The following is a 22,041-nucleotide window of genomic DNA, read 5'->3' as shown; positions in this document are numbered from 1 at the left end:
CGCGCGATGAAATTCACCGATCTCTTCATCCAGCGGCCCGTGCTCGCTTCCGTGGTCAGCCTGCTGATCCTCGTGCTCGGGCTGCGCTCGCTCGCCGCCCTGAAGGTCAGCCAGTATCCGCAGACCGAAAACGCGGTCGTGACGATCAGCACCGCCTACTACGGCGCGAACGCCGATACCGTCGCCGGCTTTATCACGCAGCCGCTCGAGGCGGCGATCGCCCAGGCGCAAGGCATCGACTACCTGTCCTCGACGAGCAGCACCGGCGTGTCGACCATTACCGCAACGTTGCGCCTGAACTATGACGCGAACCGTGCACTGACTGAAATCAACACGCAGATCCAGTCGGTGCGCAACCAGTTACCGCCGCAAGCGCAGCAGCCGGTGTTGAAGGTACAGGTCGGGCAAACCACCGACGCGATGTACATGGGTTTCTACAGCGACGTGCTGCCGAGCAACAACGTCACCGATTATCTGCTGCGCGTGGTCAAGCCCAAACTCGACTCGGTCGAAGGCGTGCAGACGGCGGAAATTCTCGGCGGCCGGCAGTTCGCGTTGCGCGCGTGGCTCGATTCGACGCGCCTCGCCGCGCACGGCGTAACGGCAGCCGACGTCTATACGGCGCTCGGCAACAACAACTACCTCGCGACGCTCGGCACGACCAAAGGACAAATGGTCAGCGTCGACCTGAACGCGGGCACCGACCTGCATACCGTCGACGACTTCAGGCAACTCGTCGTCAAGCAGAAGAACGGCGCGATCGTGCGCCTCGAGGACATCGCGAACGTCGTGCTCGGCGCCGACAGCTACGACTTCAACGTCGCCTTCAGCGGCAAGCGGTCAGTGTTCATCGGCATCAAGGTCGCGCCGGACGCGAATATCCTCGACGTGGCCAAGCGCGTGCGCGCCGTTTTTCCATCGCTGCAGAAGCAGTTCCCGGTCGGCATGACGGGGGAGATCGTTTATGACGCAACCGATTTCGTCAACACGGCGATCACCGAAGTCATCAAGACGCTGGTCGAGGCGCTCCTGATCGTCACCGCGGTGATCTTTCTGTTCCTCGGCAGTTTCCGCGCGGTCATCGTGCCGGTTATCGCGATGCCGCTGTCGCTGATCGGCACGTTCTTCGTGATGCAGCTGCTCGGCTATTCGATCAATCTGCTGACGCTGCTGGCGCTCGTGCTGGCGATCGGGCTCGTCGTCGACGACGCGATCATCGTCGTCGAAAACGTCGATCGTCATATGAATCAGGAAGGAAAGACGCCCTTCGATGCCGCCAGGATCGCCGCGCGCGAACTCGGCGGGCCGATCCTCGCGATGACCGTCGTGCTGGTCGCCGTGTATGTGCCGATCGGTTTCCAGGGCGGCCTGACGGGCGCCCTCTTCACCGAGTTCGCGTTCTCGCTCGCGGGTGCGGTAACGGTGTCCGGCGTGATCGCGCTGACGTTGTCGCCGATGATGTGCTCGCGCTTTTTTCGCGTGGACCAGGAGTCCGGACGCTTCGCGCGCTTCGTCGACCGCCAGTTCGAACGCGTGCATCGAGGCTACGGCCGGCTGTTGCATGCGACGCTCGACACCTGGCCGGTGTTCACCGTGATGGGCGCCCTGCTGCTCGGCGGTGCGGTCTACCTGTTCATGACGTCGAAATCGGAACTCGCGCCGCAGGAAGATCAGGGCATCGTGCTGTCGCAGATCCAGGGCCCCCCGAATGCGACGATCCAGCAGATGCAGATGTATGCGGATCAGGTCTTCGATATCTCCAAACGGCTTCCCGAATATGCGCAGATGTTCCAGCTCACCGGCGCGCCCACCCTCAATCAGGGGATCGGCGGCGTGCTGTTCAAGACATGGGACAAGCGCAGCAAGGGCGCGACGCAGTTGCAGCAGGAACTGCAGCAGAAATGGAATGAGATCGCCGGTGCACGCGTCGCGGCGTTCCAGTTTCCGCCGCTGCCGGGTTCGCAAGGGCTGCCGGTGCAGTTCGTCATCAGCACCACCGAGCCTTTCGAGAATCTCAACGAGGTATCGCAGGCGGTCCTGCAAAAAGCGCGGGCGAGCGGGATGTTCTTCTTCGTCGACAGCGATCTCAAGCTCGACAAGCCGGAGGCCAGGCTCGTGGTCGACCGCGACAAGGTGGCCTCGCTCGGGCTCTCGCAGAGCGATGTCGGGCAGGCGCTCGGCTCGGCGCTCGGAGGCGGTTACGTGAACTACTTTTCGATTGCAGGACGGTCGTACAAAGTGATTCCGCAGGTGTTGCAGACCGACCGGCTGAATCCTTCGCAGGTCCTCGATTACTACCTGCGCACGCCGGACGGCAGTGTCATTCCCGCTTCGACGATTGCTCATATCGAGCACAACGTCGTGCCGGAGTCCATCAACCACTTCCAGCAACTCAACTCCGCGACGATCTCGGGCGTGATCGTGCCGGGCGTGTCGCAAGGCGAGGTGCTCGATTTCCTGCGCAAGGCGACCGCCCAGGTTGCGCCCGCGGGATATGCGGCGGATTACTCGGGCCTGTCACGGCAGTTCGTGCAGGAATCCGGCGGCTTCGTCATCACGCTGATGTTCGCGACGATCATCGTGTTTCTCGCGCTGGCCGCGCAATTCGAAAGTTTCCGCGACCCGATCGTGATCCTGATTTCGGTACCGATGGCGCTCTTCGGCGCGCTGATCTTCATCAACGTCGGCTTGACGACGCTCAACATCTATACGCAGGTCGGGCTCGTCACGCTGATGGGGCTCGTCAGCAAGCACGGAATCCTGATCGTGCAGTTCGCCAACGAGTTGCAGCGTGCCGGCCGATCGAAGCGCGAAGCGCTGGAGGAAGCAGCGGGCGTGCGGCTGCGCCCGATTCTGATGACGACGGGCTCGATGGTGCTCGGCGTGGTGCCGCTCGTGATCGCCTCGGGGGCAGGCGCCGCGGGCCGCAACGCGATGGGGCTCGTCATCTTCACGGGGCTGTCGATCGGCACCCTCTTTACCTTGTTCGTGGTGCCGGCCATGTATATGTTCCTCGCCGCGGATCACCATCACGAAGCCAGGGCGCCGACAGCGGGCTAGCGCGTGGGGCGACGTTCACGTCGCGCGGCAGCAAACCGCCGCATCGCCTGAAAACGGCACGCCGGTTTTTCCAGGTGAGCGTTCGGAAAGCTGAGAGACCGGTGTCACATCCGTCGCCGCAACGGTCACGCCGGAGACATAATCCGCCTCGCCGGAAGCCAGCGACCGGGGCCCGCATGAATGCTGCTGCGACAGCATCGCACCATCGCTATCGGTATTCATTCCGCCGTCCTGGATCGATGTGATTAACAGGCGCTCGAAGATAGAAAAATGATCTGGCCTGAACGTCGAGCCATCACCTCGCGCCCAAGGCGCTGCGATATTGCCAGTAGGAGACAGCAGTCATGACCCTATCCAGCTTCTTGAGGCATCTGCCGAACAGCGGATCGCCAGCCTGCCGCTGCCCTGCTCGGTTTGGCCTCCCGACGGCCAGCGCATCGGGGCGATGCGGCCGCGGCTGTCGTTCATCATCCGCGACGTGCGTGTGCTCCTGCACCTGACGTAGGGAGCAGTCTTCAAACGGCATGTGCTCCGCTGAGCCGATTCGCAGGTCGACCTGGCCACGCTCAATCGCCTGCGCGCATGTGCAGTGACAGCGCCGCGCCGGTCGGCTGGTGATCCGGGGCGCCGCCGCACGTTTTTGCAGATTTTTCTAAAATGACTAGCGAGAGCGGTGAAAATCTGCCGCGCTCAAGGAGGTCATCATGGAACTTCACATGCATTCGCACCACTTTGCGCGCCGCATGCCGGACTGGCGCGCAGCGGTGATCGGCGGCTGCGTCGCAGGCGCCGTGTTCCTCGTGCTCGAGATCCTCGCGATGTGGGCGATCGGGCAGAGCCCATGGGGGCCGCCAAGGATGATCGCGGCGATCGTCCTTGGCCGCGATGCGCTGGCACAGCCTGCGACATTCGCCGCCGGCGTCATGCTGGCGGCGCTGATCGTCCACTTCGTGCTAGCGATCGTTTTCGCCATCATTCTCGCGGTGATCATGGCGCCGTTCAGCCTCGATTCGAGCGTCGGAATGGCCTCGCTCGCCGGCGGGCTGTTCGGCGTGGCGGTGTACCTGGTCAATTTCTACGGCATGACCGCGTTTTTCCCATGGTTCGCGGAGGCCCGCGGGTGGGTGAGCTTCATCTGCCATATCGTGTTCGGGCTGGTCGCGGCCGATATGTATCTGCGCCTCGAGAGGAAGGAGGCAGAGGCCGGTGGAACGGGCGCGGCGACGGGCTGATGCCCTCCCGCGAGTTAGTCGGCTAGTTAAAACGGCCGCGGATCGCTAGCGTCAATTCGCGCGGCTGCGGCCGTTTCCTTGTGAACGAGCGTCTCGGGCTCATCGCCTGAACAGCCAGATCAGGATCGACAATACGATCGAAATAACGATGCACGTAACGATCGGAAAATGGAAACTGAACCCCGGCCGTACGATGCTGACGTCGCCGGGCAGACGCCCGAGCGGGAGCCGCGACAGCCATCGCCAGCCGAGACCTGCGGCGACGAGGAGTATTCCGCTGATTATAAGAACGCGTTGCATGGCGATGTATTACTCCGTCAACTCGTAGGCAGCGCTTCGCCCGTCTGCCCCGGATTTGCGCGGCACGCCACGCGCCACGAGTTCGTTGATGTCACGCGGCGCAGTATCCGGCTAGCATTTCGTCATCGATGCCCATTTGCTGCTGGTGAGCTTCCCTTCGAAGCAGTAAGCCCGGTAGAGGATGAACTGTCCCGAACCATCCGATCATTTGCAATACCTATACTTAACGTATCACCGTCAAACATGATCTGACTCAAATGGCGGGTGCGTTAAACACTTAATGGGGCGCGTGCCATCTGACGATAGGCTTTCGCGATGTCACCGTTGTGCGGAGCGTTACAGAACACATCGAGCCTGTCCATGATCACCCTCACCTCTTCCGAACTCGCGCTGTTACAGCAAAGGCTCTGCGAGCGCCGTCGCGAGTTGCTGGCGGCGCTACACGGCGAATACGGAGATGTCGCCGGAGCCCGGCCACCCGAAGCGCTGGGCCCCGAGTCGCATCCCGACGAGACCGCATCGCGCAAGGCGGGCGACGAGTTGCGCGCTGCGCTCGCGCGGCACGACTTCGACGAACTGCAGCAGATCGACGCCGCGCTGGCACGCATCGCCGCCGGCCTCTACGGCGCTTGCGTCGGGTGCGGGGACCTGATCGGCTATGAGCGGCTTGCCGCCGCGCCCTACACGGCCCGCTGCGTTTCATGCCAAACCGCGTTTGAACAACACCGCTACATCCGCCAATAAGATGCTCAACAGATACAAAACGGTTTCCTGGCGCGATAGACGGACAGTGAAGTGTTGACAATCGACAAAGCCCCGCCTTTGCGCAGAACGCCACTGCCCCGGATGTGAAGCGCCTCGCTCGCTGCCATTTCGGTCCGTAGATCAACCAGAGCGCCGCGCTCCCGCTCAAAGGCGAAACTACACCGGCACTAGCAGTGCTGATCGTCGTCGGGTGGCTTACGCGAATTCAGGGAAAAAGGATCGCGGCGTAGTTGCGCGCGCTGTGCAGGACGTGAATAACGTCGATGCGCTCGGGAGGCTCGCCAACGACACGGTAGAAAATCTGGTGGCCACCATAAACCCGGTGATGCACGCCACGATCTTCGTAGCGCGGTACGATCGGGAATGCAAGGAAAATGTCGGCAAGCCGCGTGCACTTCTCGCGCAACTCGCGCACGAAACCCAGCGCACGACGGGGGTTGTCGCGGGCCATGTAATCGCCGATCGCCTCTAGGTCGGCTTCAGCGTCAGGAAGAATCTGGACAATCATTGCCTGGTGCTCGCCATCGCACGATACTTTGCTTCAAGCCTGTCGAACACATCTCCGGCCGGCTTGCCCCGTCCTGCCTCCGAATCGACGATGCCGCGATCGATGACCGCATCCAGTGCGGCGAGTTGCATTTCGCGATCCTGAATGAGCTTCACGCCTTCGCGCAGCACCTCGCTCTCCGAGCCGTAGCGACCCGACTTAACCAACTTCGCGACGTAGTCTTCAAGCTGTTCCCCGAGATCCGCGTTGATCATGGCCATACCCCGGAACGTTCATGCGCGCATACCCCCCAAAAAATATTATAGGTCGATGCGGCGCAGCCGGTCTGCGCGCCGACGCGCCGGATTGTCCGGGATGATCTGACTGCGCACGGGCAGGTCGAACAGGTGGCGGAGCGCGGCGAAATGCTGCTCGACGGTCGGTGCCGATTGCATCTGCGTCTGCCCCTTGATCCCCGTGGCGATTTCCGGGACGCACAGACCTTTTTGTGCGTCGACACCTATCGACCCCACGGACTGTAATGGCTTCAAGCATATCGTTAAAATCCGATATATGATTCGTCTCGTAGCGATGCAGATGCGTGAGCCGACCGGCGCCACATCTGTTTGTTGTTCATGATTTGAGCCACCCAGATGACGCTCGACATCGACGCGATTCACAAAGCGCTTGCCAACCCCGTGCGCCGGGAGATTCTCGGCTGGCTGCGGGAGCCGTACGCGCATTTCGGCGACCAGGAACTGCCGCTCGATCACGGTGTGTGCGCCGGCAAGATCGACGCGCACTGCGGCCTGTCGCAGTCGACCGTGTCGGCGCACCTTGCCGCCTTGCAGCGCGCGGGCCTCGTCACGTCGAAGCGAGTCGGTCAATGGGTGTTTTTCAAACGCAATGAGCCCGTCATTCAGGCGTTTCTCGAGCACATGAACGCCGAACTCTGAGTGGCCCATCCGCGTCGCCGCGCTTCTTTCATCACGCTGTTTTTTTAAGCCTCGGGCCGTGCGCCCGCCAGGAAAGGTGAACTCTTATGCCGACTCTTTTTGACCCGCTCCAGATTGGCGACATCACGTTGCCGAACCGCATCATCATGGCGCCGCTCACGCGTCAACGCGCCGGCGAAATCCGCGTGCCGAACGAGCTGATGGCGACGTACTACGCCGAACGCGCCACGGCCGGGCTAATCATCAGCGAAGCGACGTCGGTGACGCCGCAAGGCGTGGGCTATGCCGAAACGCCGGGCATCTGGTCGCAGGAACAGGTCGAAGGCTGGAAAATCGTCACGAACGCCGTGCACGCCGCCGGCGGCAAGATTTTCCTGCAACTGTGGCACGTCGGCCGTATTTCAGACCCGCTGTTCCTGAACGGCGAACTGCCGGTCGCGCCCAGTGCGATCCCCGCTCAAGGCCACGTTAGCCTCGTGCGACCGGAGCGCGCTTATGTGACGCCGCGCGCGCTGGAACTCGATGAAATCGCCGGCGTGGTCGACGCGTTCCGCAAGGGCGCTGAAAACGCGAAACAGGCCGGTTTCGACGGCGTCGAAATCCACGGCGCGAACGGTTATCTGCTCGACCAGTTCCTGCAGGACAGCACCAACAAGCGCACCGACGCCTACGGCGGTCCGATCGAAAACCGCGCCCGCCTGCTGCTCGAAATCACCGACGCGTGTATCGACGTTTGGGGTGCCAACCGTGTCGGCGTGCACCTCGCACCGCGCCGCGACGCGCATACGATGGGCGATTCCGATCCGGCCGGCACCTTCGGCTACGTGGCGCGTGAGCTCGGCAAGCGCAAGATCGCGTTCATCGCCGCACGCGAAGCGCTCGGCGAAGACCGTCTCGGCCCGCAACTGAAGAAGGCGTTCGGCGGCCCGTACATCGCCAACGAAAAGTTCACCAAGGAAACCGCGCAGCAAGTGCTCGACGCCGGTGAAGCGGACGCGGTGGCGTGGGGTCAACTGTTCATCGCGAATCCGGATCTGGTGCGCCGCTTTGCAACGAATGCGCCGTTGAACAAGCCGAATCCGGCAACGTACTATGCGCGCGGCGAGACCGGCTACATCGATTATCCGACGCTGGAAACGGTGGAGTAAGCCGCGGAGCCGGCGCAGGCATAGGCTGCTGCATTAAAACGGCTGGTTAGCGGAAGTAGGCTGCAGAAAACGCGCGGCGGGTGTAGGCGGAGTGAAATCCGGTTACACCCGCCGCATTTTTTATGCGCCACCCGATGCGAACTCCGCGCGCACCGCCCGCTTCATGCGAGATCGCGTCGCATGAACACGCGTTTCGATTCGTCGAGTCCGCGGGCAATATGCGCGTCGCGCCGCGCGATCAACGCCGCGTCGAGTTCAGCTTCTTCGATATCGCGAAAGCCGAGCCGCCGATAATACGGCGCGTTCCACGGCACCTCGCGAAAGGTCGACAACGTGAGTTGCATCACCTGTTGAGCGCGCGCGAGTTGCGCAACCTGCTCGACCAGCGCCGCACCGATGCGCTGCCCGGCATACGCCGTGAGTACATCGAGTTCCTGGACGTAGAACCTGGTCGGCTGCGGCTCGAACATCACGAACCCAACGCACGTTTCGCCGGCGGCCACGGCGACGACGATCTGCTGCGCGTCGATCTTGCGGTTGACGAGGGTCATCTCCATCGGCGGCGCATCGGCGATACCGGCCATGCCGACGCTGGCAAAGCGCAGACCGGCCTCGTATTCGATGCTCCGGATGGACTCGGCATCGTGCAGCGCGGCAAAACGGAAGGTGACGGTGCGAGCTTGTTGCATGGGCGTTTCGTGAGTGATTCGTGAGCGATTCATGAGCTTTCGGGGGCGTTTTTCTGGAGCGACGGGCCTCGATATTGACATCATCACGTTGAAATAAACAGGTGCATGGGCCGTGGCGGGACTACACTCCTGAACACCTGAATTCCCGTTCGACCCAAGATGGATCTGATGCATCTGCTGCAGGTCGCCCTGCACTTCGACCAGCACCTGAGCAGCCTGATCGTGCAATACGGCACCGCCGTCTACGCGATGCTGTTTCTCGTCGTGTTCGTCGAGATCGGCTTCCTGCCGCTGTTCTTCCTGCCGGGCGACCCGCTGATTTTCATTTGCGGCGGTCTCGCCGCCACCGGCGCGCTGAATGTCTGGATCGTGATTCCGGTGTTGTTTGCCGCGACCGTGGCCGGCAGCATCGTCGATTACGGGTTCGGCCGCGCGATCGGCGAAAAAGTCTATACCGCCGACTATCGCTGGCTCGACAAACATGCGCTACATAAAGCGCATGCCTTCTACGAAGCGCGCGGCGGCCTGACTTTCCTGCTGTCGCCGTTCATCGCGGTGGTGCGCACGTTCGCGCCGTTCGTCGCCGGTGTCTCGCGCATGACGTTCGCCCGTTTCGTGTCGTTCGTCACGGCCGGCGCGGCGCTGTGGATCGTGTCGCTGGTGGCGGCAGGTTACCTGTTCGGCAACGTGCCGCTGGTGCGTGACCATATGAGTTCGATCGTGCTGCTGGGCGTGGGGCTCGGTGTCGGATCGTTGCTGGCGAGCGCAGCGTGGCGTTTCGTCAATCGCCGGCTGCGCGCCGACTTAAAGTCACGGAGATCGCCATGACGCGATGTGCGTGGCCATGACGATTTCCGTTCCCGGTGCCGAAAATCGTAGCGCGCGGTTTAAACGCCGTGTTCGTCGCACCACTGGATCGCCCAGTGCCGCGCCGCCTCGAACGCGTCAGCATCGGACGGGTAGTCCCCAAGGTCACCTGAGTACTTCACTTCGACGACCTCGCCACCTACGGTGGAGCGCCGGTAAATCTTTGCGCGACCGTAGTAGCGACCGCCTTCATCAAGCGGCGACGCGTCGATGTGGAACTCCTTGTAGTCGAATTGCATGACCACCTCCAGAAGGGCGCTCTATTCGTCGTCGCGTTGAACTAGTTGCAAGTTCCCGCTGGCGTCCCGGCCGAGACTCACGAGCTTGTTCCTGTAGTCACAGGCTGGGCAGAGGAAAAAGAATCCTTGATCATCGACTTCCGGTGCGACCTGATCGAAGTCGTACCGCGCATCGCAGTTTCGGCAGGTCCACATGTCGGCCCCCGGCGGTTTCCTGAAGGAATCCTAGCATGACGGCCAGCAGGCAGTGCACCCGGAGACACACCGTGAAACTACTACAAAAACATGGGCTGGCATCTGCGAATTGCAGGCCCCTCCACCCGGCGTAACCTTGCGCGCAATCCATTGTGGGGCGTTATCGCGGCTGCGTACTACGAAGGCCTGCAGCACCACGCCTCGCTTGCGTTTGACATGGCAAAGCCAACCGACGCGAGAGCACCGGAAACGATCAACCGCCTTTGACAATCATGTCGACGCGCCGCTTGCCTTCGACATACCCAGCCTCGCGGGCCTCTTCTTCACTGTGAAACGTGGCGACAAGTTCATCGAAGCGAATGCTCTGCCCGACCAGGTGGGCATCGGCACCGTGGCGACAGATGTACGCCGAGTAATGCCACAAGGTGGCTGGAGCCGGCGGACCGTATGCAAGGATCGGCAGGACCCAGACTTCGTACCCGTCGTGTTCGATTTTGTCCCACATGACAGTCTCCATCCAGAACTTGAAGGAATCGTAGCATGAGCGAGAACAGCAAAATCGAATGGACCGACCACATGTTCAATCCATGCGTTCAGAATCACCCACCGCGCCAGCGCCACGCTCACGGCGTGAGTGGCAACTGCCATCGCGACGCGCCGACGCTGGTTCCGGCCGCGCTCATGGTGCGCAGCCTTGCAACGCCGCCGCACGCATCGACGCCAGCAAGGCCTGCCACCATTCGCCGTGCCGCAGCAGAAAGACGCGATCGGGGAAATGATGGCGCGCCACATGGTCTTTCGGCACCGTGTCCCAGCCTCGATGCTCGACTGTCACGCGCGTTTCGTCGCCGATCGCTTCGAATCGCACCTCCACATGCGTGTGCTGCGCATCGGTGAAGCTGGCCTGAGCCCAGCCGAACGCCAACAGCCGGCCCGGCTCCCAGGCCGTCACGCGGCCGATCTCGAACACGCTGCCGTCCGGCTGCGTTTCGATCAGACGGCCAGGCTCGCCGGGCGCGAGGGGCAGTTCAAACGACAGCACGCCCGCGCCTTGCGGCGTGAACTGAAACAGCCCGTTCGGCCGCCACCATGTGCCGATCTCGCGCGTGAATACGTCGAACGCGCGTAGCGGCGAGACCGCGACGCGTAACGACACCTGCACGCGCGAACTCATGCTTGCCGCTCCGCATGCGCCTTGAACGACAGCAATTGCGCGGACCACATGGCTTCGGTCTGTTCGAGCCAGGCCTTCAGTTCGCTCATCGGCGCCGACCTCAATACGTAGAGGCGCACACGCGCGTCGACGCCGTCGTGCGATTCTTCGATCAACTCGCTCGAACGCAAGACCCGCAAATGCCGGCTCATCGCTTGCGGGCTCAGGCCGGCGGCTTGCGCGAGTTCACCGGCGCGCATCGGCTGCCGGCTGAGCAGATCGACCACCTGACGCCGGCTCGGATCGGCTAACGCGGCCAGAGTGCGATCAAGCGATGCGCTGACAGACAGTCCCATGCGCTCACACCCATCCTTCGATCTTCAGGCCGCTCACCTGCTCGGCTTCCTCGCGCGACACCCTGCGCACGGTTTGGCCGAAGCTCCAGACGTGCCCTTCCGGATCGCGCGCCGCATACACACGGTCGCCATAGAACTGATCCGCCGGCTCGCGCGTGATGACGGCCCCCGCGGCGCGCGCCCGTGCGCAATGCTCGTCGATGCCTGCGTGCAACTGCACATGGATCGACTGCGTGTTCTTGCCGCCGATCGAGGCTGGACTCGCCGCATCGTCCGACCACTCGCGGCAGACCATCAGGTAGCTGTCGCCGAAACGCATTTCCGAGTGACCCAACTGGCCATCGCTGTCCGTGACGACCATCTGACGCTCGAAACCGAAGGCCTTCTCGAGCCAATCAAGCGCGGCAAACGGGTCCTGGTAGTACACCGACGAACCCAGCGAAGGACGATGAAACGAATCGCTCATGACAGTCTCCTTTTGTAAACCTACTGGTTGATATTTAACATAGTAGTTAAACAAATGGAAAAAGCAAGCTGAACGGCGTCGCGAATCTCAAGACGCACCGAACCCTGCAGCCGGAGGTGCCGAATCCGGCTCCCTTCAGTTGCATCGAGGCCCAGCCGTGTCTCTATGTGCCGGTGACCCGGCGAACTATTTTCGACCGATCAACAAACCGATCAGCACGCCGATACCCAAGGCCACGCCGGCCGTCGTCCATGGACGGTCATGAGCATAGTCGTTGGCAGCCCGAGCAGACTTGCGCCCCGTCTCGACGACGATGACCTGCGCATCGGCCGCCTTCTGTCGCGCGCGCTTAAGACGCGCGCGCACCTTGCCGGACGCCGGCTCCGCGTCCACGCTGGAAGCGTGTGCAACGTCTTCCGACGAGCCATTGATATCGCTCACTGCGCTACCGAAATTTGACATACTGCCTCTCTGCAAGCGTGGTTAAGAACATCTACGCATACCTCACCAGCGCAACCGCTGATAAGGCGTTACATCAGTCCGTCAGCTTTGACTCTGGCGCTGGCTTTGACCTTGGGCCGGCAAAACGCTGATCTCGACAGCCAGCGTCTCAGCACCCTGGCCGGTGCGAATCCCGGATACGGGCATCGCGTCGCGATAGTCGAGGCCGGTGGCGATGCGCACATAGCGCTCGTCCGGACACGTGTTGTTGGCCGCATCGAAGCCGACCCAACCGAGTCCGTCGAGATACGCCTCCGCCCAGGCGTGGCTCGCCGTCTGCTTCGCGACACCGTCCATCAGGAGATAGCCCGAGACGTAGCGGGCCGGCACATGGAGCGCTCGCGCCACGGCGATAAAGACGTGCGCGTGGTCCTGACAGACCCCCTGGCGGTTGAGCAAAGCCGTCTCTGCGTCCGTGCTCACCTCGGTCGTGCCGGGCTCATAAGCGATCCGGTCGTGGATCGTACTCATCAACGCATGCATCGACTGAAGCTGCGCGCCTTCGGCGCGCAGGTCGGCAGCCAGTGCTTTGACTTGCTCGCCGGCCCGGGTCAGCGGCGTCTCGCGCTCGAAGATCCAGGGCGGCGCAACGCCGTCGTCCGTGCCGAAGATTCCAGCCCGGTCCTCCGTGTCGACCGTGCCCGCCGCCACGATGACAATCTCGCGCGCGTTGCGTTCGTACCGCACGAAATCGACACGGTTACCCAGACCGTCCACGTAAGAGATGTTCGGCTCGACGCCGTCGACCGTGACCTGCCAGTCGATAACGGTCTGCCCGGGACAAGACTGCGGACGCAACCTCAGGCGTTGCAACGCGTAAGGAACCGGCTGATCGTACTGATATTGCGATGTGTGGCGAATAGCGATACGCATGGCCGGTCTCAATCGAAGTTGTAGGTTTCGGCGATTTCAAAACCAAGCCGGTTGTTCTGCCCGATGAAGCCCTCGAGAAACTCGTGCAGACCCTGTGCAAAGATCTGCTTGACCGTGTTGTCCCGGAGCGTGGCGAGCGTAATGTCGGCGGTCTTGTGACAAGCGTGCGTGACGCCATAGTCTTGCGCCAGATACTCGAGGTTCTCGACGATGTTCAGGTAGCAGAAGTTCAGCGAGCGCGGCATGCGGCCGTTGAGGATCAGATAGTCGGCGATATTGGTCGGCTTGTACTGGACGTCGTAGACCCAACGGTAGGATCGATGCGCGTCGACCGAGCGCAGGATCGATTCCCACTGGTAATTGTCGAGCGTCGTGCCCACATAGGACACCGCGGGCAGCAACAGGTGGTATTTGACGTCGAGAATGCGTGCGGTATTGTCGGCGCGCTCGATGAAGGTGCCGATACGGGCGAAATCGAAAATCTCGTTTCTGAGCATCGTGCCGTGAAAGGTGCCGCGAATCAGAGCGGCCTGGCGCTTGATCTGATCGAGCACGACCGGCAATTCACTCGCCGCCACAGGCGTTGCCAGCACCCGCTTGACCACCATCCAGGCTTCGTTCACGCTCTCCCACGCCTCGCGGGTGAGCGCCGTGCGCACCATGCGTGCATTCGAGCGCGCCGCCTCGATGCACGACAGGACGCTCGACGGATTGTGATTGTCGCGCAGCAGATAGTCGGAAACGGTGTCGGCGGTATAGGTGTCGTGTTTCTCCCGGAAGCCCTCTTCCGTGCCGGAGGTCACCACCACGGACGACCACGTTGCCTGCACGTCGGAGGTCCGGGTCAGCGCCATACGCAGCCCAGCGTCGACGATCCGTGCAATGTTTTCCGCGCGTTCGATATAGCGATGCATCCAGTAGAGCCCGCTTGCTGTGCGTCCAAGAAGCATGTCCTGTCCAACTCCAGTGTCTGTTTTTTGCGATGCGCCAGCCCTGTATCAGGCTGACGGTCTTCCGGGTTCTTGCGCGTCCAGTCTCTTCGAGCGGACTTCGGACGATCTGCGGCCCTCGGCCGAACCTCAATCGGCCAGCACCCAGGTATCCTTGGTGCCGCCGCCCTGGCTCGAATTGACCACCAGCGAGCCTTCCTTCAAGGCGACGCGCGTCAAGCCGCCGGGCGTGATGCGAATCCGGTCCGACACGAGCACAAAGGGCCGAAGATCCACGTGGCGCGGCGCGAGACCCATTTCGGTCAGGATCGGCGTGGTTGAGAGCGCCAGGGTCGGTTGCGCGATGTAGTTGGTCGGACGGGTTTTGAGCTTGGCAGCGAAATCCTCCCGCTCCTTCTTCGACGCGGCGGGCCCGACCAGCATGCCGTAGCCGCCTGATCCGTGGACTTCCTTCACCACCAGTTCGTCGAGATGGTCCAGCACGTATTTCAGGCTGCCCGGTTCGGAACAGCGCCAGGTCGGCACGTTCTCCAGGATCGATTTGCGGCCCGTGTAGAACTCGACGATTTCCGGCATATAGGAATAGATCGCCTTGTCGTCGGCGATGCCGGTGCCCGGTGCGTTGGCGATCGTGATGTTGCCCGCACGGTAGACGTCCATGATGCCGGCGACGCCAAGCACGGAATCGGGCCGGAAAGTCAGCGGATCGAGGAAGGCGTCGTCGAGCCGGCGATACAGCACGTCGATGGCGCGGAACCCTTCGGTTGTGCGCATCGCCACGCGGCCGTCCACGACCTGGAGATCGCTGCCCTCGACCAGATGAACCCCCATCTGGTCGGCGAGGAACGCATGCTCATAGTAGGCGGAGTTGTGGATGCCGGGCGTCAGCACCGCGATGGTCGGATTCTCCTGGTTGCCACCAGGCGGGCACACGGCGGCAAGCGACTCGCGCAGCAGTTGCGGATAGGCTTCGACCGGCCGCACCTTGACCTGCTGGAACAGCTCAGGGAAAAGCTGCATCATCGTCTCGCGGTTCTCCAGCATGTAGGAGACACCGGAGGGTGTGCGGGCATTGTCTTCCAGCACATAGAACTCGTTTTCGGCCGTGCGCACAATGTCCACGCCGATGATATGCGTGTACACATTGCCCGGCGGCCGGAAGCCGATCATCTCCGGCAGGAAGGCCTCGTTCTGGGCAATCAGTTCCTTCGGGATACGCCCGGCGCGCACGATCTCCTGACGATGATAGATATCGTCGAGAAAGGCGTTGAGGGCTATCACGCGCTGTTCAATGCCTTGCGACAGGCGCGTCCATTCCTGACTGGAAATGATGCGCGGGATGATGTCGAACGGAATCAGACGCTCGGCGGCCTCTTCCTCGCCGTACACGGCAAACGTAATGCCCGTCTTGCGGAAGACGCTTTCCGCGTCATCCGCTTTCTGCGCGAGATTCGCAGGATTCTGCGCATCGAGCCATTGCTTGAGCAGTTCATAAGGCGCGCGGACCCCGTCAGCGGACGTCAGCATCTCATCGAATGGCTTCACTTCAGTTCTCCGTCGTTGTCGCTGTTGTCGCTGTTGTTGTCGATGCAATTGGGAGGAGCGGCACGCCGAGTTAGCCTGCGTTGTCCTCGAGCACGCTCTGGGTCAGGGTGACCGACGGGATCGTCGGCTTCAGTAGCGTACGGGCGCGGCGGCGCACCCCGTACCACCCGGCGACCAGGATCAGGGCCACGACCGGAATCGAGACAACCGTCCACGTACCGTTCGGATAGTCGAATGCCATCAGTACCAGCACGCCGACCAGAAACGCCAGCGTCAGCCAGGACGTCACCGGCGCGCCGGGCATTCTGAACGTCACCGGCTCAGCCTCACCACGGGCCACCGCCTGGCGGAACTTCATCTGGCAAACCACGATGAATCCCCAGGTGCTGAGAATGCCGAGCGACGCCACATTGAGCACGATTTCGAACACGCTCGACGGCACGAAATAGTTCAGCACGACGCCCACGACGTAGATCGCCACCGTCACCAGAATGCCGGCGTACGGAACCGACTGCGAGCTCATGCGGGAAAGGAAATGCGGCGCGGACCCGCCCATCGACAGCGCACGCAACACCCGCCCGGTCGAATACAGCCCGGAGTTCAGGCTCGACAGCGCCGCCGACAGCACGACGACATTCATGACCGAGCCGACTCCCGGCACGCCGAGTGCCGCGAAGAACGTGACGAACGGGCTCTGCCCCGCCTTGTAGGCACTCCACGGCAACAGACAGACCAGCAACACAACTGCGCCCACATAGAACACGGCGATGCGCCAGATCACGCTGTTGATGGCGCGCGGCAGCACCTTGTGCGCGTCCTTGCATTCGCCCGCAGCCGTGCCGACCAGCTCGACGCCGGCGAACGCGAACACGACGCCCTGCACGAGCACCAGCGCGGGCAGCAAACCATGCGGGAACAGCCCACCGTTCTCGCTGATCAGATGCACCCCCGTGGTGTGCCCGCCAACGTGCACCCCTGTACCCAGAATGATCGAACCGATCACAAGGAACAGCGAGATCGCAGCAACCTTGATGAGCGCGAACCAGAATTCCATTTCAGCAAACCATTTCACGCCGATCAGGTTCATTGCCGCGACGATACACAGCGCAACCAGCGCGAATATCCATTGCGGCACGGACGAGAACGCGGCCCAGTAATGCATGTACAGCGCGACGGCAGTGATGTCGACGATGCCGGTCATCGCCCAGTTCAGGAAGTACATCCAACCGGCGACATAGGAGGCTTTTTCACCAAGGAACTCTCGGGCGTACGATACGAAGCTGCCGCTGCTCGGCCGATGCATCACCAGCTCACCCAGCGCGCGCAGGATCAGAAACGAGAACACGCCACAGATCAGATAGACGACGGCAAGCGAAGGACCCGCTATTTGCAGGCGTGCGCCCGCGCCGAGAAACAGGCCCGTGCCGATCGCCCCGCCGATGGCAATCATCTGAACCTGACGATTACCCAACGTTTTGTGATATCCCGCTTCGTGCGATGCCAGCCAGCTTTTCTTATCCACTTCACCAGTGGATGTTTGGGGATTTGGGTTACGCAGTGTGGACATAATCAATTCAATCCTTTAAATGCGAGCACTTGACTTCGTAATCCCGGGGACATATACCGAGCGGCTTATGCGCGATGGCGTATCGACTAAGCTACAAATCAACAGCGGGCATCGCGGAATCGTCGTTCGGTCTGGTGCACCGGACTGGTGTTCCTTTCAGGAAATTTCAAACGCCCGGGCATCGCGGGTGACCCGGCGACCCTTGCCTGCGAACACGCATCCGTGCGATCACCGATGTTTAAGCCTTTCGAGACCAAAGGCGGTTTTTTGTTAAGTCAACAGTTCGTTTTGCATGGGCAGACAGACGAAAGGTATGTAGCCCAATTTATGGGGGCAACGCTCATGCATATTTCGACTAACACCTATCGAAAAAAAACATCGGTATTCTTGCAATGAGTAACGGTAGGCTAGCGTTGCCGCGTCGCACAGACGCGGCTGTCGATTTACCCAACACAAGTGATAAATATGGAAGCAAAGTGGTTGGAAGACTTTCTCAGCCTCTCAGATACGAAGAGTTTCTCCCGGTCGGCGCGCAGCCGGCACCTCACCCAATCAGCTTTCAGTAGACGAATTGTGGCGCTCGAAACGTGGATGGGCACGAAGCTCGTCGATCGCAGCGTCAATCCGATCACCCTCACGCCAGCCGGACGGATGTTTCGCAGTCTCGCGGCGGACATCCTGCGCAGCATGCATGCGGCGCGCAATCTGGTGGGCGGGTATGAACAGTTCGCCGAAAACGACCATGTGGTTCATTTTGCTGTTGCCCATACCCTTGTCTTCACGCTTTTCCCTGACTGGCTCAAGCGCCTGACCAGCGAGTTCGGTCACATCATGGCCCGAGTTCAGGCGGTCAACGTGCCCGAGGGTGTGCAACATCTCGTGGCAGGCGACTGCGACCTGCTGATCGGCTATCACCACCCGCAATTGCCGATCGCTCTCGATCCCAATCACTTTCCGTTCCTGACACTCGGTGTCGAGCGCATCGTGCCTGTCTCGGCAGTAGGCAAGGACGGCAAGCCGCTCTTCGAACTTCCTGGCAAGAGCAGCAGACCGCTGCCCCTGCTTGCCTATTCATCCGGCGCATTCCTTGGCAACGTCGTCGAAATGCTCTTGATGAACGCGACGGAGCCGTACGCCCTGTTCCGCTGCTTCGAAACCCACATGTCAGAGGCATTAAAAGGCATGGTCGTGGCCGGCCACGGGATCGGCTGGCTTCCCGAGAGCTGTATCGTCAAAGAGTTAAGCGAAGGAAATCTGGTTCGAGCAGGCTCGGACGTCTGGGCAACCGAGCTGGAGATACGCCTGTACCGCCCGGTCAAAGAGCGGGGCCAGGCAGCCGAACAGCTTTGGGCTTTCATCAGCAACCAGTTGGTCGAGCCGAGAATTGACAGATTACCGGACATCATGACTGCGGCGTGAGCCGCGATCGCAACGGGTCGCCTTAAAACTCGGCGAATACGAAACGCTCATCTGCGACGCGCAAACTGCGCGATTCGTGGCATGGCGCCAATTTGCCGGACTCGCCCAAAATCCGTCGACCGTTTTCTGAGCGGTAAACCCGAGCGGTAAACCCCGATGTCATCGCTGCTCCTCAAGCTCAGCAACTGGACAGCGCCGAAGTTTCGTCCCCGGAACGGACCGCGGGCCGGGTGCCACCCAATCGACAGCTTCAAGCTGTAGTCATCTGCTCTTTCGAGTCACTCGGCAGGTCATCGACCGTGCGACCGCTGGAAAAGTCGGGCGCTTCTTCTCGAACCTTTGTGAGTGTCGAGACTGGGACCGTTGAAAGTCGGATTTCTTCGCCGAGATTGTTGCGATACCTGCGGGAACCGGACTTTAATGGAGTCTGCAATGGTGCGATGAACTTGATAGCCGCGCAGAGGGGACGGCGGGCTCGCCCGAATTGACCGCGCGCAGGGTCCTCTACGGGGGCGAACGATTAAGGCGGGTGCGCCGTCCGCGATTTTTTCGACGCCGCCTGTCCGTCAGCGTTCGGCTCGAGCGTCATTGTGATGGCGGCCCGATGTAATTCACCCGCCTTAACCCCATGACGGAGGCTCACATGCAATACCTGTTGATGATCTATTCGGAAGAAAACCGCTGGAACCAGATGACCGACAGCGAGCGGCAGCAAGGGGCTGCCGCCTATCAGGCGTACACCGAATCGTTGAAGAAAGCGGAGGCGCTGGCGGGCGCCAACCGGCTGCAGCACACGAGCACGGCCACCACGGTGCGGCTCGTCGACGGCAAGCCGCAGGTGCTTGACGGACCGTTTTCCGATTCGAAGGAGCAGCTCGCCGGCTACTACCTGATCGACGTGCCCAACCTGGACGCGGCGATCTCGTGGGCGTCGCGTTGTCCCGGCGCGGGACACGGCATCATGGAGGTGCGTCCGGTCTGGACCGCCCCCAGCGATGCGCCATCTGCTGCATGAATCCGTCCGGCGGCGGCCGTCCCGCTGACGGCGCCGCGCGTTCGATTGCCGAGGCGGTCGCTCGCCGCAGTTACGGCAAGCTCGTCGCGCTGCTGGCGATGCGCACGCGCGACGTCGCCGCGGCCGAGGACGCGCTGGCCGACGCGTTTGCGGCCGCGCTCGCAGACTGGCCGGAGCGCGGCTGCCCCGCGAATCCCGAAGCGTGGCTGATGACGGTTGCGCGCCGCCGGGCGCTCGATGGCGCGCGTCATCGCCGTGTCGGCGACGAAGTGGCGAACCAGCTCGCGATGCTCGCCGACGAGATCGACGAGCGCGAAGCAGGCAGGTTGCCCGACCGGCGGCTTGCGCTGCTGTTCGCGTGCACGCACCCTGCGCTCGAGGCCGCGATTCGCACACCGCTGATGCTGCAGGTGGTGCTGGGGCTCGAAGCGAAGACGATTGCGTCCGCGTTCCTGATGTCGCCCGCCGCAATGAGCAAGCGCCTCGTGCGGGCGAAGAACAAGATTCGCGAAGCGGGCATTCCGTTCAGCGTGCCGGAACGCGAGGAGTTGCCCGGCCGGCTCGATGCGGTGCTGGAAGCGGTCTATGCGGCGTATGCGGAAGGATGGACCGATCCGGTCGGCGGCGATACCTGGCGGCGCGATCTCGCCGGTGAGGCGCTGTTTCTTGCACAACTGCTCGTCGAGCTGCTGCCCGAGGAGCCGGAGACGCTGGGTCTGCTCGCGCTGATGCTGTATGCGCAGGCGCGGCGCGATGCGCGACGCGATGCGGCCGGCGACTACGTGCCGCTGTCGGCTCAGGATCCGGCGACATGGGACGCGCCGATGATCGACGCAGCCAACGCACTGCTGCGGCGCGCGAGCGCATTCAACGCAATCGGACGCTTTCAGCTCGAGGCCGCGCTGCAGTCGGCGCACATCCACCGCTGCCTGTCGCATCGCCCGAACTGGGACGAGGTCGTGCAGCTCTACGATGCGCTGCTCGCGATTGCAGCGTCGCCGGTGGTCGCGGTGAACCGCGCGCTCGCGCTGGCGGAACGGGACGGCCCGCAAGCGGCGCTCGACGCGCTCGAGCCGTATGCGGACGATCCGCGGCTGGCCGACTACCAGCCGTACTGGGCCGCGCGCGCCGATCTGCTCGCGCGTGCCGGCGCGACGGCCGAAGCGCTCGGTGCGTACGATCTCGCAATCGGACTCGAGCGCGATCCGGCCGTGCGCCGGTTCCTGCAGCGCAAGCGCATCGAGCTGTCATCGGCAGGAAGTTAGATTGGCGCCTTGCGTTTGCCACGCGGAGTTGCGCGGTCCGGACCGTTCCCAGCGGAATTGGGTTGAGTCCGTATGATTCCAACCTCCGTTCTGTAGAACGCTCATGGAACTGGTTCTGTCGGCCACGGCTGGCCGCCAAAAAACCAGGAACCTCCGCAGGAACCTTCGCCTGCCGATGCTGTATCGTGAGAGCCTCCGCCGTCGCGCAGACAGACCCCACGATCTCCGTCGAGATGTCTCAGATGATCCCACTCCACCGCGATCCAGCCTTCTATCAGCTCCTTGCCGACAGCTACGCCCAGCTGCTTGGCAGCCCCCTGGTGCCGCCGGCCATGCCCGTGGCCGAAGCTACCGAATGGCTCTATGAGCGTGCCCCGTTCGCGGTACTCGCGCACAACACCGATCCCGACCCGCTCTTTATTTACGGCAACAAGGCCGCGCAGCGCCGCTTTGGATATAGCTGGGATGAAATCACCCGACTGCCGTCCCGACTCTCAGCTGAGGCCCCGAATCGCGAAGAGCGGCAGCAATTCCTCGCGCGCGTACAGCGGCTCGGCTACGAGGCGGGCTACAAGGGGGTGCGTGTCACCAAGTCAGGCCAACGCTTCATCATCGAGGAAGCCACGCTGTGGCAACTTCTCGACGCGGACGGCAAACTTCACGGTCAGGCGGTTGTCATCCCGCGCACACGCGACATCTGATCGCGCATATCAATCGTTTATGCGTGCGCCCTACGGAGGTAATAAGTGGTGGCGATACGCGCGATAGAAAGTACGCTGCTTCCATCGGTGCGTCGCCCGCGAAGTCATCGTCATCGACAGCAATATGTACGAGCAAGGCAACAAATTCAGGCGAATGTAGCGCGGCCTCAATTTGACTTACCGCCTCGGTAGACGACTGACATGAGGCGATGAGCAGTTGGCGCGTTTCATGTTCGGATAGCATCGGTTTCTCTTGAGAAGCAGTCCATCGGCAAAACGACAGGGAGAAGAA

The 22,041-nt window shown here is 62.1% G+C and carries 26 protein-coding genes; 10 read left to right on the top strand and 16 right to left on the bottom strand.

Annotation, left to right across the window (positions count from 1 at the left end):
• Positions 1 to 6: 6 nt before the first annotated feature.
• On the top strand, positions 7 to 3,060 hold the full coding sequence (locus tag DLM46_RS20000) for an efflux RND transporter permease subunit (RefSeq protein ID WP_115102917.1): 3,054 nt from the start codon (positions 7 to 9) through the stop codon (positions 3,058 to 3,060).
• Between the two features lie 15 nt (positions 3,061 to 3,075).
• Here DLM46_RS20000 and DLM46_RS19995 read toward each other — a convergent pair whose 3' ends face one another.
• A complete protein-coding gene (locus DLM46_RS19995; RefSeq protein WP_115102915.1) occupies positions 3,076 to 3,282 on the bottom strand; it encodes a hypothetical protein in 207 nt (68 codons plus the stop codon).
• 482 nt (positions 3,283 to 3,764) lie between these two features.
• Between DLM46_RS19995 and DLM46_RS19985 the strand changes: the two genes are divergently transcribed.
• Positions 3,765 to 4,292 carry a hypothetical protein gene (locus tag DLM46_RS19985; protein WP_115102913.1) on the top strand — a complete coding sequence of 176 codons (528 nt, stop codon included), beginning with the start codon at positions 3,765 to 3,767 and terminating at the stop codon, positions 4,290 to 4,292.
• 99 nt (positions 4,293 to 4,391) lie between these two features.
• Here the strand turns inward: DLM46_RS19985 and DLM46_RS19980 are convergent, their stop codons facing one another.
• The gene (locus DLM46_RS19980; RefSeq protein ID WP_115102910.1) at positions 4,392 to 4,592 is read right to left on the bottom strand and encodes a DUF2905 domain-containing protein; all 201 of its coding nucleotides are present in this window, start codon (positions 4,590 to 4,592) and stop codon (positions 4,392 to 4,394) included.
• Positions 4,593 to 4,952: 360 nt separating this feature from the next.
• Between DLM46_RS19980 and DLM46_RS19970 the strand changes: the two genes are divergently transcribed.
• Complete coding sequence (locus DLM46_RS19970; protein ID WP_115102908.1) at positions 4,953 to 5,336, top strand: TraR/DksA family transcriptional regulator; 384 nt, start codon at positions 4,953 to 4,955, stop codon at positions 5,334 to 5,336.
• Positions 5,337 to 5,562: 226 nt separating this feature from the next.
• On the opposite strand, the gene DLM46_RS19965 is transcribed toward DLM46_RS19970, so the two are convergent.
• From DLM46_RS19965 to DLM46_RS40955, 3 genes are read right to left on the bottom strand one after another with little or no spacing between them, the layout of a single operon-like run.
• Entirely contained in the window at positions 5,563 to 5,865 is a 303-nt protein-coding gene (locus DLM46_RS19965) for a type II toxin-antitoxin system RelE/ParE family toxin (protein ID WP_115102905.1), read from the bottom strand.
• A complete protein-coding gene (locus DLM46_RS19960; protein WP_115103173.1) occupies positions 5,862 to 6,119 on the bottom strand; it encodes a type II toxin-antitoxin system ParD family antitoxin in 258 nt (85 codons plus the stop codon). The genes DLM46_RS19965 and DLM46_RS19960 overlap by 4 nt, the downstream gene beginning before the upstream one ends.
• 45 nt (positions 6,120 to 6,164) lie before the next feature.
• Positions 6,165 to 6,299 carry a hypothetical protein gene (locus DLM46_RS40955; RefSeq protein WP_279635208.1) on the bottom strand — a complete coding sequence of 45 codons (135 nt, stop codon included), beginning with the start codon at positions 6,297 to 6,299 and terminating at the stop codon, positions 6,165 to 6,167.
• A 198-nt stretch (positions 6,300 to 6,497) separates the two neighbouring features.
• Between DLM46_RS40955 and DLM46_RS19950 the strand changes: the two genes are divergently transcribed.
• Both DLM46_RS19950 and DLM46_RS19945 read left to right on the top strand, forming a co-directional pair.
• Positions 6,498 to 6,800 (top strand): ArsR/SmtB family transcription factor, encoded by a 303-nt coding sequence (locus DLM46_RS19950; protein WP_115102901.1) that lies wholly within the window; start codon positions 6,498 to 6,500, stop codon positions 6,798 to 6,800.
• An 86-nt stretch (positions 6,801 to 6,886) separates the two neighbouring features.
• Positions 6,887 to 7,948, top strand: coding sequence for an alkene reductase (locus DLM46_RS19945; protein WP_115102898.1), 1,062 nt, complete (start codon positions 6,887 to 6,889; stop codon positions 7,946 to 7,948).
• 161 nt (positions 7,949 to 8,109) lie between these two features.
• Here DLM46_RS19945 and DLM46_RS19940 read toward each other — a convergent pair whose 3' ends face one another.
• On the bottom strand, positions 8,110 to 8,637 hold the full coding sequence (locus DLM46_RS19940) for a GNAT family N-acetyltransferase (protein WP_115102896.1): 528 nt from the start codon (positions 8,635 to 8,637) through the stop codon (positions 8,110 to 8,112).
• A 159-nt stretch (positions 8,638 to 8,796) separates the two neighbouring features.
• Here DLM46_RS19940 and DLM46_RS19935 point away from each other — a divergent pair, with 159 nt between their 5' ends.
• Complete coding sequence (locus tag DLM46_RS19935) at positions 8,797 to 9,465, top strand: VTT domain-containing protein (RefSeq protein WP_115102893.1); 669 nt, start codon at positions 8,797 to 8,799, stop codon at positions 9,463 to 9,465.
• Between the two features lie 59 nt (positions 9,466 to 9,524).
• Here DLM46_RS19935 and DLM46_RS19930 read toward each other — a convergent pair whose 3' ends face one another.
• From DLM46_RS19930 to ansP, 10 genes are all read right to left on the bottom strand, one after another.
• Complete coding sequence (locus tag DLM46_RS19930) at positions 9,525 to 9,743, bottom strand: hypothetical protein (RefSeq protein WP_115102891.1); 219 nt, start codon at positions 9,741 to 9,743, stop codon at positions 9,525 to 9,527.
• A gap of 448 nt (positions 9,744 to 10,191) precedes the next feature.
• Positions 10,192 to 10,443 carry a hypothetical protein gene (locus DLM46_RS19925; protein ID WP_115102889.1) on the bottom strand — a complete coding sequence of 84 codons (252 nt, stop codon included), beginning with the start codon at positions 10,441 to 10,443 and terminating at the stop codon, positions 10,192 to 10,194.
• A gap of 174 nt (positions 10,444 to 10,617) precedes the next feature.
• A complete protein-coding gene (locus tag DLM46_RS19920) occupies positions 10,618 to 11,112 on the bottom strand; it encodes an SRPBCC family protein (RefSeq protein WP_115102886.1) in 495 nt (164 codons plus the stop codon).
• The gene (locus DLM46_RS19915; protein WP_115102884.1) at positions 11,109 to 11,447 is read right to left on the bottom strand and encodes an ArsR/SmtB family transcription factor; all 339 of its coding nucleotides are present in this window, start codon (positions 11,445 to 11,447) and stop codon (positions 11,109 to 11,111) included. The genes DLM46_RS19920 and DLM46_RS19915 overlap by 4 nt, the downstream gene beginning before the upstream one ends.
• 4 nt (positions 11,448 to 11,451) lie before the next feature.
• On the bottom strand, positions 11,452 to 11,913 hold the full coding sequence (locus DLM46_RS19910) for a VOC family protein (protein ID WP_115102882.1): 462 nt from the start codon (positions 11,911 to 11,913) through the stop codon (positions 11,452 to 11,454).
• Positions 11,914 to 12,099: 186 nt separating this feature from the next.
• Positions 12,100 to 12,375, bottom strand: coding sequence for an ElaB/YgaM/YqjD family protein (locus DLM46_RS41125; protein ID WP_115102879.1), 276 nt, complete (start codon positions 12,373 to 12,375; stop codon positions 12,100 to 12,102).
• 81 nt (positions 12,376 to 12,456) lie between these two features.
• Positions 12,457 to 13,287, bottom strand: a complete 831-nt coding sequence (locus DLM46_RS19900) for a transglutaminase family protein (RefSeq protein WP_115102877.1) — start codon at positions 13,285 to 13,287, stop codon at positions 12,457 to 12,459.
• An 8-nt stretch (positions 13,288 to 13,295) separates the two neighbouring features.
• Positions 13,296 to 14,237 carry an alpha-E domain-containing protein gene (locus tag DLM46_RS19895; RefSeq protein WP_115102875.1) on the bottom strand — a complete coding sequence of 314 codons (942 nt, stop codon included), beginning with the start codon at positions 14,235 to 14,237 and terminating at the stop codon, positions 13,296 to 13,298.
• A gap of 129 nt (positions 14,238 to 14,366) precedes the next feature.
• Positions 14,367 to 15,782 (bottom strand): circularly permuted type 2 ATP-grasp protein, encoded by a 1,416-nt coding sequence (locus tag DLM46_RS19890; RefSeq protein WP_115102872.1) that lies wholly within the window; start codon positions 15,780 to 15,782, stop codon positions 14,367 to 14,369.
• A gap of 70 nt (positions 15,783 to 15,852) precedes the next feature.
• The gene (gene ansP, locus DLM46_RS19885; protein ID WP_115102870.1) at positions 15,853 to 17,349 is read right to left on the bottom strand and encodes an L-asparagine permease; all 1,497 of its coding nucleotides are present in this window, start codon (positions 17,347 to 17,349) and stop codon (positions 15,853 to 15,855) included.
• A gap of 465 nt (positions 17,350 to 17,814) precedes the next feature.
• On the opposite strand from ansP, the gene DLM46_RS19880 reads away from it, so the two are divergent.
• From DLM46_RS19880 to DLM46_RS19865, 4 genes are all read left to right on the top strand, one after another.
• A complete protein-coding gene (locus DLM46_RS19880) occupies positions 17,815 to 18,768 on the top strand; it encodes a LysR substrate-binding domain-containing protein (protein WP_115102867.1) in 954 nt (317 codons plus the stop codon).
• 643 nt (positions 18,769 to 19,411) lie between these two features.
• Positions 19,412 to 19,783 carry a YciI family protein gene (locus tag DLM46_RS19875; RefSeq protein ID WP_115102865.1) on the top strand — a complete coding sequence of 124 codons (372 nt, stop codon included), beginning with the start codon at positions 19,412 to 19,414 and terminating at the stop codon, positions 19,781 to 19,783.
• Positions 19,780 to 21,048: an RNA polymerase sigma factor gene (locus DLM46_RS19870; RefSeq protein WP_115102863.1), complete on the top strand. Its 1,269-nt coding sequence runs from the start codon at positions 19,780 to 19,782 to the stop codon at positions 21,046 to 21,048. The genes DLM46_RS19875 and DLM46_RS19870 overlap by 4 nt, the downstream gene beginning before the upstream one ends.
• Before the next feature lie 242 nt (positions 21,049 to 21,290).
• Complete coding sequence (locus DLM46_RS19865) at positions 21,291 to 21,749, top strand: MEKHLA domain-containing protein (protein WP_115102860.1); 459 nt, start codon at positions 21,291 to 21,293, stop codon at positions 21,747 to 21,749.
• Positions 21,750 to 22,041 lie beyond the last annotated feature (292 nt).

The organism is Paraburkholderia lacunae (assembly GCF_003353175.1).
Lineage (GTDB): Bacteria > Pseudomonadota > Gammaproteobacteria > Burkholderiales > Burkholderiaceae > Paraburkholderia > Paraburkholderia lacunae.
This window is presented reverse-complemented; position numbering and strand designations above follow the sequence as displayed.

Bases quoted from the DNA above. Each gene is read 5' to 3' on its own strand.
- DLM46_RS19950 (WP_115102901.1), top strand. From the start codon at position 6,498: ATGACGCTCGACATCGACGCGATTCACAAAGCGCTTGCCAACCCCGTG.
- DLM46_RS19895 (WP_115102875.1), bottom strand. From the start codon at position 14,237: ATGCTTCTTGGACGCACAGCAAGCGGGCTCTACTGGATGCATCGCTAT.
- DLM46_RS19925 (WP_115102889.1), bottom strand. From the start codon at position 10,443: ATGTGGGACAAAATCGAACACGACGGGTACGAAGTCTGGGTCCTGCCG.
- DLM46_RS41125 (WP_115102879.1), bottom strand. From the start codon at position 12,375: ATGTCAAATTTCGGTAGCGCAGTGAGCGATATCAATGGCTCGTCGGAA.
- DLM46_RS19900 (WP_115102877.1), bottom strand. From the start codon at position 13,287: ATGCGTATCGCTATTCGCCACACATCGCAATATCAGTACGATCAGCCG.
- DLM46_RS19985 (WP_115102913.1), top strand. From the start codon at position 3,765: ATGGAACTTCACATGCATTCGCACCACTTTGCGCGCCGCATGCCGGAC.
- DLM46_RS19980 (WP_115102910.1), bottom strand. From the start codon at position 4,592: ATGCAACGCGTTCTTATAATCAGCGGAATACTCCTCGTCGCCGCAGGT.
- DLM46_RS19970 (WP_115102908.1), top strand. From the start codon at position 4,953: ATGATCACCCTCACCTCTTCCGAACTCGCGCTGTTACAGCAAAGGCTC.
- DLM46_RS19935 (WP_115102893.1), top strand. From the start codon at position 8,797: ATGGATCTGATGCATCTGCTGCAGGTCGCCCTGCACTTCGACCAGCAC.
- DLM46_RS19870 (WP_115102863.1), top strand. From the start codon at position 19,780: ATGAATCCGTCCGGCGGCGGCCGTCCCGCTGACGGCGCCGCGCGTTCG.
- DLM46_RS19965 (WP_115102905.1), bottom strand. From the start codon at position 5,865: ATGATTGTCCAGATTCTTCCTGACGCTGAAGCCGACCTAGAGGCGATC.
- DLM46_RS20000 (WP_115102917.1), top strand. From the start codon at position 7: ATGAAATTCACCGATCTCTTCATCCAGCGGCCCGTGCTCGCTTCCGTG.
- DLM46_RS19940 (WP_115102896.1), bottom strand. From the start codon at position 8,637: ATGCAACAAGCTCGCACCGTCACCTTCCGTTTTGCCGCGCTGCACGAT.
- DLM46_RS19910 (WP_115102882.1), bottom strand. From the start codon at position 11,913: ATGAGCGATTCGTTTCATCGTCCTTCGCTGGGTTCGTCGGTGTACTAC.
- DLM46_RS19930 (WP_115102891.1), bottom strand. From the start codon at position 9,743: ATGCAATTCGACTACAAGGAGTTCCACATCGACGCGTCGCCGCTTGAT.
- DLM46_RS19960 (WP_115103173.1), bottom strand. From the start codon at position 6,119: ATGATCAACGCGGATCTCGGGGAACAGCTTGAAGACTACGTCGCGAAG.
- DLM46_RS19920 (WP_115102886.1), bottom strand. From the start codon at position 11,112: ATGAGTTCGCGCGTGCAGGTGTCGTTACGCGTCGCGGTCTCGCCGCTA.
- DLM46_RS19880 (WP_115102867.1), top strand. From the start codon at position 17,815: ATGGAAGCAAAGTGGTTGGAAGACTTTCTCAGCCTCTCAGATACGAAG.
- DLM46_RS19945 (WP_115102898.1), top strand. From the start codon at position 6,887: ATGCCGACTCTTTTTGACCCGCTCCAGATTGGCGACATCACGTTGCCG.
- DLM46_RS19995 (WP_115102915.1), bottom strand. From the start codon at position 3,282: ATGAATACCGATAGCGATGGTGCGATGCTGTCGCAGCAGCATTCATGC.
- DLM46_RS19865 (WP_115102860.1), top strand. From the start codon at position 21,291: ATGATCCCACTCCACCGCGATCCAGCCTTCTATCAGCTCCTTGCCGAC.
- ansP (WP_115102870.1), bottom strand. From the start codon at position 17,349: ATGTCCACACTGCGTAACCCAAATCCCCAAACATCCACTGGTGAAGTG.
- DLM46_RS40955 (WP_279635208.1), bottom strand. From the start codon at position 6,299: ATGCAATCGGCACCGACCGTCGAGCAGCATTTCGCCGCGCTCCGCCAC.
- DLM46_RS19875 (WP_115102865.1), top strand. From the start codon at position 19,412: ATGCAATACCTGTTGATGATCTATTCGGAAGAAAACCGCTGGAACCAG.
- DLM46_RS19915 (WP_115102884.1), bottom strand. From the start codon at position 11,447: ATGGGACTGTCTGTCAGCGCATCGCTTGATCGCACTCTGGCCGCGTTA.